Source organism: Achromobacter spanius (genome assembly GCF_002966795.1).
Lineage (GTDB): Bacteria > Pseudomonadota > Gammaproteobacteria > Burkholderiales > Burkholderiaceae_B > Achromobacter > Achromobacter spanius_D.
This window is the reverse complement of record NZ_CP023270.1, coordinates 2,105,434-2,116,410: the sequence shown is the minus strand read 5'-3', so window position 1 is coordinate 2,116,410 and position 10,977 is coordinate 2,105,434. Positions and strand designations below refer to the sequence as shown.

Here is a 10,977-nt window from a genome sequence, read left to right as displayed (position 1 = left end):
TCCTTGAATTAGTTGCATGGCAATAAACTAAATAATTTCGGGACGGGTTAAAGTGCGGGATAGTCCACGCGACAAACAGGGATCAGACATGCAGCCAGAGCGCCGCCCCGCGCGGGGACGCCCTCCCACCATCACCCGCGAGCGGATCGCCGACGCCGGCATCGCCATGGGCTTGCCCAACATCACGTTCGTCGGCGTCGCCGCGGCGCTGGGCGTAAGCCACATGGCGCTCTACAAGCACGTGCCCAGCCTTGATGAGCTCAAGCGCCTCGTCGCCGAGGAAATCTTCAAGCGCTGGCAGATTCCGCAGGCCTGTAGCAACGATCGCGGGGATCTCAAGGACTATCTGACGGTGTTCGCGACGTCGGTGCGCGAGTTCGTCAAGGCGCACCCGGGCGTGACGCCCTTCGTGATCCGTCGGCTGGCCGCGACGCCGTCCATGCTGGCCAAGATCGACGGGCACCAGCGCCATATCGCACAGGCCTACGGCATCTCAAAGGAGCAGTCTCGGATCCTGCTCGCGACCGTGGCGTTTCATGGCCTGGCGGTGGCGGACACGGTGTATTCAGTCGCGGGGCTGGAGCCGGTCGTCGACGCCGCGCGCGCGGCGGAAGAATCCGAGATGGAAGTGGAGCTGGATCAGGGCATGCAGGCGCTGATCATTGGCCTGATGGCCATGCTGGATGGCGCCTAGCTGGTTTCGCGCTGGACCAGCTTGAAACCCAGATCCACGTGCCGCTCGGGCACGGGTTCGCCCGCCAGATGCTGCATGAGCAGTTGCGCGGCTGACAAGCCAATCTGGTAGCGCGGCGTGGCAATGGTGGACAGCGGCGGCGTGGTCCAGGCCGTGCCCGCCAGGTCATGAAACCCGACGATGGCCATCTGCGCCGGCACCTGCAACCCATCCCGGCCGCATTGGAACACCGCCCCCTGCGCCAGGTCGTCGTTGCAGAAGAACACGGCGTCGCAATCGGGGTGGCGCGCATGCAGGTCCTGCATCAGCGCGGCCCCCAGGCTGATCGACGATTTCTCGGGCGTCATGATTTCCAGCGCCGCGTCGTACAGGCCCGCATCGCGCAGCGCTTGCCGGCACCCTTCGCAGCGGCGCAGTGACCGGGGATCCAACTGCGCGCCGATGATGCCGATGCGGCGGTAGCCGCGCTCCACCAGATGGCGGCCGGCGGCGTAGCCCGAGTCGAATTGCGAGAACCCGACGCTCATGTCGTCGCTGCCATCCAGCGTCTCGATCGTGTGCACCGTGGGGATCGCCTGCGCGCGCAGCAATTCCCAGACGCCCGGATTGTGGTCGATGCCGGTCAGCACCAACCCGTCGGGCGAATGCTGCAGATACTTGCGCAGCAGCGCTTCTTCCTCGTCGGGCGAGTAGCCCGTCACGCCGATCAGCATGTGATAGCCGTGCTGGTCCAGCACGTCCTTGATGCCCGTGATGATGTCCACGAAGACCACGTTGCTCAGCGACGGAATCAGTACCACGATGGTCTGCGACCGCGCCGACGCAAGTGCGCTGGCGGCGTGGTTCGGCACGTAGCCCAGTTCCTGGCACACCCGCGCGATGTGCAGGCGCAGGTCTTCCCCCACCTTGTCCGGCGTGCGCAGCGCCCGCGAGACCGTGATGGCGCTGACGCCAACACGCCGCGCGACGTCCTGCATGGTGACGCGGCCGGCGCGCGAGCTTCGGGGTTTACGGACGGACATGGACCCTCGCGGTAAGTGCAAGCGCGTAGTCTGACCGAAAAAAAGACGCTTGCCAAAGCAAAAATGTTAGCGCTAACATGATCCGCATCAAACGATTAAAAGACTCCGGGAAACGGAGAGGAGACAACCATGCAAGCTTCCCCACTGGGGCGGCCGGGGCCATCGCGTCCTGGCCGGTCGCCGCTGGCCCGCGCCGCGGACTGGTGTTTTGTGCTGCAGACCTGGCTGATGGTGGCCTGTCTGATCGTGATGGTCGTGCTGCTGTTCGGCAACGTGGCGCTGCGCTATCTCTTCAACTCCGGCATCAATGTTTCCGACGAGGTCTCGCGGCTGGCCTTCGTCTGGATGATCTTCCTGGGCTCGGTGATCGCGCTGCGCGAACACCAGCACATCGGGGTCACCATGCTAGTGGAACGCTTCGGCCCGGGCGCCCGCCGCGTGTCGCACATTGCCTGTCAGCTGATGATCCTGTGGGTGCTGTGGCTGATGACCGAAGGCGGCTGGGTCCAGACCGTGATCGGCATGGACACCGTGCTGCCCGTCACCGGCATGCCGCTGGCCGTGTTCAACGCGGCGGGACTGTATGCCGCCGTGGCGATGGGCATCCTGACCCTCATCGACCTGGTCCGCGTGATTGCGGGCGGCCCGCTGCCGGCGGAATCCAGTCCGGAAGACCCGGCGGTCTGAACCGGCCCCTCCCCGCCCCCAACCATCCGCCTGGATATCCGCAATGATCCTGACCGTCTTCCTAGTCGTGCTGCTGGGGCTGATCGCCCTGGGCATGCCGATCGCCTTCGCGCTCATCATCAGCGCGATCGTCATGATGTTCCAGCTGGACTTCTACGACACCCAGCTCCTCGCCCAGAACATGCTGTCCGGCGCCAACAGCTTCACGCTGATGGCCGTGCCGCTTTTCATGTTGGCCGGCGAACTGATGAACGCCGGCGGCATTTCGCGCCGCATCGTGCATCTGGCCAACACGTTCGTGGGCCACATCCAGGGCGGCCTGGGTTATGTGGCCATTTTCGCCAGCGTGCTGCTGGCATCGCTGTCGGGCTCGGCCGTGGCCGATGCCGCTGCGCTGGGATCGCTGCTGATCCCCATGCTGCGCGAAAAAGGCTATGACGCCGGCCAGGCATCGGGCCTGATCGCCTCGGGCGGCATCATCGCGCCCATCATTCCGCCGTCGATCTCATTCATCATCTTCGGCGTCGCCACCAATGTGTCGATCACCAAGCTGTTCTTCGCCGGCATCGCGCCGGGCCTCATGATGGGGCTCACGCTGGTGGCAGTGTGGACCTGGGTCGCGCGCAAGCACGGCAGCATCACGCCCTCGCCTCGCGAGCCCTGGTCCAACCGGCTGAAAGCATTGCGCGGATCGCTGTGGGCGCTGTTCCTGCCGGTCATCATCATCGGCGGGCTGCGCGGCGGCATCTTTACCCCCACCGAGGCTGCCGTCGTCGCCGCCGTGTATGCGCTGCTGGTCAGCCTGTTCGTCTACCGCGAGATCGGCTGGCGCGACCTGGGGCCGCTCTTCGTCAATGCCGCGCGCACCACCGCCGTGGTCATGTTCCTGGTGGCGGCCGCCATGGTCTCGTCCTACATGATCACGCTGGCCGACCTGCCGCAGGACCTGATTGCGCTGCTGGAGCCGGTCATGGATCAGCCCAAGCTGCTCATGTTCGCCCTGCTGATCCTGCTGACGCTGGTGGGCACGGTGATGGATCTGACGCCGACCATCCTGATCCTCGCCCCGGTGCTCATGCCCGTCGTCATCAAGGCGGGCATCGACCCCGTCTACTTCGGCGTCATGTTCGTCATGGTCGGCAGCGTCGGCCTGCTGACGCCCCCGGTGGGCACGGTGCTCAACGTGGTTTGCGGCGTGGCCCGCATCAATATGGAAACCATCTGCAGAGGGGTGTGGCGCTACGTCGTGGCCTACACGCTGCTGCTGGTCCTGCTGGTGATCTTCCCCGAACTGATCACCGTACCCGCACGCTGGATGCACTAGCGGCACTTGAAACCCCCCGAGGAGAAACACCATGATCAAGCAATTCAAGACCCGCATTCTTGTCCTGGCGACGGTGCTGTCCTGCACCGTCGCCGGAGTGGCCGCGGCCGCGGACGTCAAGCCGCGCCTCATCCGCTTCGGCTACGGGCTGAACGAGGAAAGCGTGCAGGGCCGCGCGGCCCGCCATCTGGCGCAGGAACTGGAGAAGATCAGCGGCGGCAAGCTCAAGATGCGGACCTTCGGCTCGGCCAACCTGGGTTCCGACGAGCAGATGCAGAGTGCGCTGGTGGGCGGCGCCCAGGAAATGATGGTGGGGTCGACCGCGCCGCTGGCGGGCATGGTCAAGGAGTTCGGCGTGTTCGACCTGCCGTTCCTGTTCAACAGCGAAAAGGAAGCCGACGCGGTGCTGGACGGCCCGCTCGGGCAGGACCTGCTGAAGAAGCTGGAAGCCAAGGGCATCGTCGGCCTGGTCTACTGGGAAAACGGGTTCCGCAACATGACCAACTCCAAGCGCCCGATCACGCGCGCCGAGGACCTGCAGGGCATCAAGTTGCGCGTCATGCAGAACCAGATCGCGCTGGGCGTGTTCAACACGCTGGGCGCCAATGCGGTGCCGATGCCGTTCTCGGAACTGTTCACCGCGCTGGAAACGCGCACGGTGGACGGGCAGGAAAACCCCATCACCACGATCCAGAGCAGCAAGTTCTACGAGGTGCAGCCCTACCTGACCATCACGCGCCACGTCTACACGCCGTGGGTCGTGCTGGCTTCCAAAAAGTGGTGGGACACGCTGTCGCCGGAAGAGCAGAAGCTCATCCGCCAGGCCGCCGCGTCGTCGCGCGACTTCGAACGGCAGGACAGCCGCGCCGATTCCACCAAGGCCATGGGCACGCTTGAGAAAAACGGCATGAAGATCAACACGGTCACGCCGGAAGAAGTGGCCCGCATGCGCCAGAAGGTGCAGCCCGTGGTCGACAAGTACACGCAGGAGCTCGGCCCGGAACTGGTCAAGCAACTGAACGACGAAATCCAGAAGGCGCGCAACTAGCGTCAATGGTGGCCCGGATCCGCTTTTGGTCCGGGCCAGTAAGCAACCGAAGCGAGACAGCCATGTCCCAGACACCCCGCCGACTGCGCAGCCAGAAATGGTTCGACGATCCCTCGCACGCCGACATGACGGCGATCTACGTCGAGCGCTATCTCAATTACGGCCTGACGCGCCAGGAACTGCAGTCGGGGCGGCCGATCATCGGCATCGCGCAGACCGGCAGCGATCTGGCGCCCTGCAACCGGCACCATCTGGCGCTGGCCGAACGCATCAAGGCGGGCATCCGGGACGCCGGCGGCATCCCGATGGAGTTTCCGGTGCATCCGCTGGCCGAACAGGGCCGGCGGCCCACCGCGGCGCTGGATCGCAATCTGGCGTATCTGGGTTTGGTTGAGATCCTGCATGGCTATCCGCTGGACGGCGTGGTGCTGACCACCGGATGCGACAAGACCACGCCCGCATGCCTGATGGCCGCGGCCACCGTCGACATCCCGGCCATCGTGCTGTCCGGCGGACCCATGCTGGACGGCTGGCATGAGGGACAGCGCGTGGGATCGGGCACCGTCATCTGGCACGCGCGCAACCTGATGGCCGCGGGCAAGCTGGACTACGAAGGCTTCATGACGCTGGCCACGGCGTCGTCGCCGTCAATCGGCCACTGCAACACCATGGGCACCGCCCTGTCCATGAACTCGCTGGCCGAAGCGCTGGGCATGTCGCTGCCCACCTGTGCCAGCATTCCCGCCCCGTATCGCGAGCGCGGCCAGATGGCGTATGCCACCGGCATGCGCATCTGCGACATGGTGCGCGAGGACCTGCGGCCGTCGCACATCATGACGCGGCAGGCGTTCGAGAACGCCATCGTCGTCGCCTCGGCGCTGGGCGCGTCCAGCAACTGCCCGCCGCACCTGATCGCGATTGCGCGCCACATGGGCGTCGACCTGAGCCTGGACGACTGGCAGCGGCTGGGCGAAGACGTGCCGCTGCTGGTCAACTGCGTGCCCGCAGGCGAGTACCTGGGCGAAGGCTTTCACCGCGCGGGCGGCGTGCCGGCCGTGCTGCACGAACTGCTGGCGGCGGGCCGTCTGCATCCGGACTGCGGGACCGTGTCCGGCAAGACCATCGGCGACATCGCGGCGGCGTCGAAGACGCACGATGCGCAGGTGATCCGAAGCTGCGACACGCCGCTCAAGCACCGCGCCGGCTTCATCGTGCTGTCGGGCAACTTCTTTGACAGCGCCATCATCAAGATGTCGGTCGTGGGCGAAGCGTTCCGCCGCGCGTACCTGTCGGAACCCGGCTCGGAAAACGCCTTCGACGCGCGCGCCATCGTGTTCGAAGGCCCCGAGGACTATCACGCCCGCATCGAAGACCCGGCCCTCAACATCGACGAACACTGCATCCTGGTGATCCGCGGCGCGGGCACCGTGGGATACCCCGGCAGCGCGGAAGTCGTGAACATGGCGCCGCCGGCGCACCTCATCAAGCGCGGCATCGACTCGTTGCCCTGCATGGGCGACGGCCGCCAGAGCGGCACGTCCGCCAGCCCTTCCATCCTGAACATGTCGCCGGAAGCCGCGGTGGGCGGCGGGCTTGCCCTCCTGCGCACGGGCGACCGGATCCGCGTGGACCTGAACCAGCGGTCGGTCACCTTGCAGGTCGATGAATCGGAACTGGAACGGCGCCGCCAGGAACCGCCATATGAAGCGCCGCCGTCGCAGACGCCCTGGCAGGAGCTCTACCGGCAGACCGTGGGACAACTGTCCACGGGCGGATGCCTGGAGGCGGCGACGCTGTATTTGAAGGTGGTGGAGACGCGCGGAGATCCGCGGCATTCGCATTGAGGGGTGCGGGGATTGCTGTGGAGATGCGGGCTATTTACGCGAAGGCGTGTCGGCCGGGTCGGTGGTCGGGTCTGTGGCCTGCCCGTCGGCATGCGGGCCGGGCCGGCTGAGCACGTAGGCCGCGCTGGCCAGGAAGAAGATGCCCACGCCGATGGCCAGCAACGGCGACGGATTCGCGCTCCAGTAAAACAGCACATAGCCCGCGGCCATGCCCAGGCTGGCGTACGTCTTGCCCTTGCGCGACACCGCGCCCTGTTCACGCCAGGCGCGCAGCGAAGGACCGTAGGTGGGGCTGTCCAGCAACCACTTCTCGAGCCGGGGCGACGAGCGGGAAAAGCAGCCCACCGCCAGGATCAGGAAGATCGTCGTCGGCATCACCGGCAGAAAGGCGCCAATGACGCCCAGCGCCAGCATCAGGCAGCCCAGGCATAACCAAAGTGCTCTCATCATGATGGTGTGCAGGATATCGCAAATGGGCTGACGGGGAGCCAGCCGGTTTCCTGCGCCGCGCCGCTCACGATGCCGCGGGCTCCGGCATCCTGGCGCGCAGCATCCTGACGAATTCCGCATCGGGGCTGCCGCCCGCGGCGCGCGATTTGTGGACCATGGCCCACGCCTCGCCATACTGGCCGCGCCAATAATAGGCCGTGGCCCACGAGGCATACAGGTAGCCCTTGTCGGGCTCGACGGCCTCGCCTTTGCGATACCACTCATCGGAACGCGTCGTGGCGGCAATGCGTGCCTCGGGCGGCAGCGTCTTGTCCTCGGCCGCGCAACGCGCCGCAATCCGGCCCGCGTCCGCATGAATGCCGCGAAACGCCGGCGGATTCAGGCTGATCGCGCGGTCCATCATGCTCATCGCCTGGCAGATCTTGCGCTGGCTTTCCAGGACCACCGCAAACCCTGCGTACACCTCGGGGTTGTCGGGATTGAGCAGCCAGGCTTGATTGAAACGCCGCATGGCGGGGCCGGGCTGGTCTTCGCGAAAAAGGCGATAGCCCTCTTCGACCCGCGCCTGCGCCGCCGCCGATGACGAACCGAACGCCTTCACGGCCTCGGCAGCCTGCTGTTCATCGCCCGCGCGCAACGCAGCCGCCGCGCGGCGATCCCCGCCGGTATACATCGGCGCCTCTGCGCTGGCCGATTGCGCCGGCGCCGGCATCTTGATTACGCAGCCAGGCAACCACAGCAACTGAGCCAGAATGAACGCCTTCAACGTGCAGTGCATGGGCGGGATTTGAATTAAGAAAGAGGGAATATACCTGCGTGGGTATTGATGCAAAAACGCGCGCGCAAAAGCAAAAAGCCGCGAAGTCATAAGACTTACGCGGCTTTTCAGGTCTGTGTCCGACTAGCTCTATCGAACACACCTTTGCAGGAATTTGGTAGGCGGTATTGGAATCGAACCAACGACCTCCACGATGTCAACGTGGCGCTCTAACCAGCTGAGCTAACCGCCTGCAAAGAAGAAGAATTATATAGTGCTTTTTTAAACTGTGCAAATCGTCTTGGAAGATTTTTTGCGGTGTTTATTGCGTTTCCAGGTATTTAACTTTGCCTCGCGGCTTTGCCAAACTGGCCTTTCCACACGTTCACTAAATGCGCGTATTAAATACGCTACAGCACTACTTCTTTTCCTTCATTTTCGTGTCTGCGTCATGTGCCGCAGCAACGAAGAACGAGATTCTATCAGAACTTTTTATTCCTTGCTCGACTTCCACGCCGCTACTCACATCAACCGCAAAAGGCCGCACCGATTCGATGGCCGCGCCCACGTTTTCCGCATTCAATCCGCCGGACAGGATCAACGGGCGGGACATGGGATCGGCGCGCACATCGTCCAGCAACGCGTAGTCGAACCCATGTCCGCTGCCGCCATAGCCGGCGCTGTAGCTGTCGAACAACCATCCCGCCGCCTGGCCGTACGCGCGGCATGTGGTTGCAAGGTTTTCCGGCGTCTCCAGACCGGGCGCCCCGGCACGAAACGCGCGCAGGTGGCGATGCCCGTAGCGCGCGCATTCCAGCGGCGTTTCGTCGCCATGAAATTGCAGCAGGTCGGGACCGACTTCGCCGAGCACGGTGCGGACCTCTTCCTCTTGCGCATTCACGAAGAGCGCAACGACGTCGACGAACGCCGGCACCCCGCGGCGCAACTGCGCGGCGCGCGTGGGCGTGAGGCAGCGCTTGCTCTTGGGATAGAAGACGAAGCCAATCGCATCGGCGCCGGCTGAAACGGCGGCTTCGATGTCTTCTTCGCGGGTCAGCCCGCAGATCTTTATGCGTGTACGCATGGCATATTTTTGAGGTGTCGCCCCGCGGCGACTGGCTGGGCCAGTATATCCGGCCTCGCAAGGGGCCCACGACACGGACCCGACTCCAAACCCGTTGTTCAGACCCTACACGCCGCGCGCGCCCAGCGTCGCCACCATATTATCGAAGCTGCCCTCGGCCATGCGGAACCAGGGGACCTGCGTGTTGCGGAAAGCCAGCATGCTGTCGTAGAGCTTCTTGAACATCGCGTCTTTGGCGCTCAATTCACTGCAGGCCGCCAGCGTGGCTTCATGCGCGGCTTGCAGCACAGGCCGCGGATACGCCTTCAGTTGCGCGCCCTGCGACGCCAACCGGCGCAACGCAACCGGATTGTTGGCATCAAACGTGGCGATCATGTCGTTGCACGCGGCGGCGCAGGCCAGCGACAGCGCGGTCTGATAGGACTTTGGCAGTTCGCCATACGCGTCCTGATTCACGTACAGCGACAACTGCTGCGTGCCGGCCCACCAGCCCGGAAAGTAGTAGTTCCGCGCGACCTCGAACAACGCGAACCGCTCGTCCTCGAATGGGCCGATCGTGGCCGCCCCGTCCACCAGGCCTTGCGCCAGCGCGGCGTGCACATCGCCGGCGGGGATGTCGACGGGCGTCGCGCCCAATCGCGACAGGATGTGGCCGGTAAAGCCGTCCGCCGCCACCTTCAGGCCGCGCAGGTCATCAACGGTCTTGATTTCGCCGCGGAACCATCCGCCCATCTGGGCGCCGGTATAGCCGCACGGAAAGTTCAGGATGCCGAATTTGGCGAAGGCCTCGCGCGTCAGCGTCAGGCCCTCGCCTTTCCGCATCCAGGCATTCATCTGGCGTGTGTTCAGACCAAACGGCACGCCGCCGTCAAAGCAGAGCGCCGGATCCGTGGCGAAATACCGGGCCGACGCCGCATGGCCGCATTCGACAATGCGGTGCTGCACCGCCTCCAGCGCCTGCCCCGGCTGGAACAACTGGCCGGCCGGAAAGACTTCAATGTTGAAGCGCCCTTCCGTGACCTCGGCCACGTATCGCGCGACGTCTGCAGCCCCCGCGAACAGCGCGGGCGCATCGGCCGAAAAATCCGAAACCAGCCGCCATGTGAGGTTGGGCGCGTCCTGCGCAATGGCGGGCACTGCCAGCACGGCGCTGCCGGCGGCGGCGCCCAGGGCGGTCTGCTTCAGAAACGCGCGGCGTTGCATGGCGCATGCCTCCAGAAAGGCGCGGGATCCCGCCGGCGGCGCGGCGGCTTCCCTAATAGGATTGAGTAAAGGGCGACAGCAGCGACGCCCCGCCGTCGAGTTCGCGCAGCCCGAAAGCTTCCGGGTAGTCGATGGCGGCAAGGTATAGGCCGTCCGGCGCAAAGGTGGGCGCGCCGCGTCTACGGTCGCGCCACGCCAGAAGCTGCGTCATCCAGTCCACCGATTCCCTGCCCTGCCCGACCTGCAGCAGCGCGCCCATGATGTTGCGCACCATGTGATGCAGAAACGCGTTTGCCTTCAGCGTGAAGACGAGGAACGGTCCGCGCTCCTCGATCTCCAGGCTGTGCATGTGCCGCACCGGATGCTTGGCCTGACATTGCGAGGAACGGAAGCTGGAAAAATCATGCTCGCCGACCAGCGCCTTTGCGGCTTCGCGCATGGCGTCCACATCCAGCGGCTGAAAACACCAGCCCGCACGTCCCGCCCACAGCGCCGGACGCACCCGGCCTCGCCAAAGCAGATAGACGTAAGTGCGAGCGCGCGCCGAAAAGCGCGCGTGGAATTCGTCGGAGACTTCCTCGGCCCATTGGACCGAAATGCTGGGCGGCAGAAACGCATTGACGCCCCGCACCCAGGATTCCGTCTTGCGGTTCAGCGCGGTGTCCAGATGGACCACCTGCATTGCGCCATGCACGCCGGTGTCGGTGCGCCCGGCGCAGATCGTGGGCACGGGGTCGGTGACACCACAGAAACTGGCCAGGGCGGATTCCAGCGAATCCTGCACCGTTTGCCGGTGCGGCTGTGTCTGCCAACCCTGCCAGGCGGAGCCGTCATACGCCAGCCCCAATGCAACTCTAGACATGC

General features: G+C 64.9%; 11 protein-coding genes and 1 tRNA gene. 5 read left to right on the top strand and 7 right to left on the bottom strand.

Annotated features, from left to right (window positions below):
* Positions 1-88 precede the first annotated feature (88 nt).
* Entirely contained in the window at positions 89-694 is a 606-nt protein-coding gene (locus CLM73_RS09420) for a TetR/AcrR family transcriptional regulator (RefSeq protein WP_105238206.1), read from the top strand.
* On the opposite strand, the gene CLM73_RS09415 is transcribed toward CLM73_RS09420, so the two are convergent.
* Positions 691-1,716: a LacI family DNA-binding transcriptional regulator gene (locus CLM73_RS09415; protein WP_105238205.1), complete on the bottom strand. Its 1,026-nt coding sequence runs from the start codon at positions 1,714-1,716 to the stop codon at positions 691-693. The two genes, CLM73_RS09420 and CLM73_RS09415, sit on opposite strands and share 4 nt — an antisense overlap.
* 129 nt (positions 1,717-1,845) lie before the next feature.
* On the opposite strand from CLM73_RS09415, the gene CLM73_RS09410 reads away from it, so the two are divergent.
* From CLM73_RS09410 to CLM73_RS09395, 4 genes are all read left to right on the top strand, one after another.
* Complete coding sequence (locus CLM73_RS09410) at positions 1,846-2,403, top strand: TRAP transporter small permease (RefSeq protein ID WP_105238204.1); 558 nt, start codon at positions 1,846-1,848, stop codon at positions 2,401-2,403.
* Between the two features lie 43 nt (positions 2,404-2,446).
* Complete coding sequence (locus tag CLM73_RS09405; RefSeq protein ID WP_105238203.1) at positions 2,447-3,727, top strand: TRAP transporter large permease; 1,281 nt, start codon at positions 2,447-2,449, stop codon at positions 3,725-3,727.
* A 31-nt stretch (positions 3,728-3,758) separates the two neighbouring features.
* Positions 3,759-4,775 (top strand): TRAP transporter substrate-binding protein, encoded by a 1,017-nt coding sequence (locus tag CLM73_RS09400; RefSeq protein ID WP_105238202.1) that lies wholly within the window; start codon positions 3,759-3,761, stop codon positions 4,773-4,775.
* A 62-nt stretch (positions 4,776-4,837) separates the two neighbouring features.
* On the top strand, positions 4,838-6,619 hold the full coding sequence (locus tag CLM73_RS09395) for an IlvD/Edd family dehydratase (protein ID WP_105238201.1): 1,782 nt from the start codon (positions 4,838-4,840) through the stop codon (positions 6,617-6,619).
* A 30-nt stretch (positions 6,620-6,649) separates the two neighbouring features.
* Here the strand turns inward: CLM73_RS09395 and CLM73_RS09390 are convergent, their stop codons facing one another.
* The 6 genes from CLM73_RS09390 to truA all read right to left on the bottom strand — a co-directional run bounded on the left by CLM73_RS09390 (position 6,650) and on the right by truA (position 10,975).
* Positions 6,650-7,069 (bottom strand): YbaN family protein, encoded by a 420-nt coding sequence (locus tag CLM73_RS09390; protein WP_199778271.1) that lies wholly within the window; start codon positions 7,067-7,069, stop codon positions 6,650-6,652.
* Between the two features lie 64 nt (positions 7,070-7,133).
* Entirely contained in the window at positions 7,134-7,847 is a 714-nt protein-coding gene (locus CLM73_RS09385) for a hypothetical protein (RefSeq protein ID WP_105238200.1), read from the bottom strand.
* Between the two features lie 155 nt (positions 7,848-8,002).
* Positions 8,003-8,079: transfer RNA gene (locus CLM73_RS09380), tRNA-Val, on the bottom strand.
* Positions 8,080-8,244: 165 nt separating this feature from the next.
* Positions 8,245-8,910 (bottom strand): phosphoribosylanthranilate isomerase, encoded by a 666-nt coding sequence (locus CLM73_RS09375; protein WP_105238199.1) that lies wholly within the window; start codon positions 8,908-8,910, stop codon positions 8,245-8,247.
* Positions 8,911-9,015: 105 nt separating this feature from the next.
* Positions 9,016-10,113, bottom strand: a complete 1,098-nt coding sequence (locus tag CLM73_RS09370) for a TRAP transporter substrate-binding protein (protein WP_105238198.1) — start codon at positions 10,111-10,113, stop codon at positions 9,016-9,018.
* Positions 10,114-10,165: 52 nt separating this feature from the next.
* Positions 10,166-10,975 (bottom strand): tRNA pseudouridine(38-40) synthase TruA, encoded by an 810-nt coding sequence (gene truA, locus CLM73_RS09365; RefSeq protein ID WP_105238197.1) that lies wholly within the window; start codon positions 10,973-10,975, stop codon positions 10,166-10,168.
* Positions 10,976-10,977 lie beyond the last annotated feature (2 nt).

Bases quoted from the DNA above. Each gene is read 5' to 3' on its own strand.
- CLM73_RS09400 (WP_105238202.1), top strand. From the start codon at position 3,759: ATGATCAAGCAATTCAAGACCCGCATTCTTGTCCTGGCGACGGTGCTG.
- CLM73_RS09390 (WP_199778271.1), bottom strand. From the start codon at position 7,069: ATGATGAGAGCACTTTGGTTATGCCTGGGCTGCCTGATGCTGGCGCTG.
- truA (WP_105238197.1), bottom strand. From the start codon at position 10,975: ATGTCTAGAGTTGCATTGGGGCTGGCGTATGACGGCTCCGCCTGGCAG.
- CLM73_RS09415 (WP_105238205.1), bottom strand. From the start codon at position 1,716: ATGTCCGTCCGTAAACCCCGAAGCTCGCGCGCCGGCCGCGTCACCATG.
- CLM73_RS09375 (WP_105238199.1), bottom strand. From the start codon at position 8,910: ATGCGTACACGCATAAAGATCTGCGGGCTGACCCGCGAAGAAGACATC.
- CLM73_RS09405 (WP_105238203.1), top strand. From the start codon at position 2,447: ATGATCCTGACCGTCTTCCTAGTCGTGCTGCTGGGGCTGATCGCCCTG.
- CLM73_RS09385 (WP_105238200.1), bottom strand. From the start codon at position 7,847: ATGCACTGCACGTTGAAGGCGTTCATTCTGGCTCAGTTGCTGTGGTTG.
- CLM73_RS09395 (WP_105238201.1), top strand. From the start codon at position 4,838: ATGTCCCAGACACCCCGCCGACTGCGCAGCCAGAAATGGTTCGACGAT.
- CLM73_RS09420 (WP_105238206.1), top strand. From the start codon at position 89: ATGCAGCCAGAGCGCCGCCCCGCGCGGGGACGCCCTCCCACCATCACC.
- CLM73_RS09370 (WP_105238198.1), bottom strand. From the start codon at position 10,113: ATGCAACGCCGCGCGTTTCTGAAGCAGACCGCCCTGGGCGCCGCCGCC.
- CLM73_RS09410 (WP_105238204.1), top strand. From the start codon at position 1,846: ATGCAAGCTTCCCCACTGGGGCGGCCGGGGCCATCGCGTCCTGGCCGG.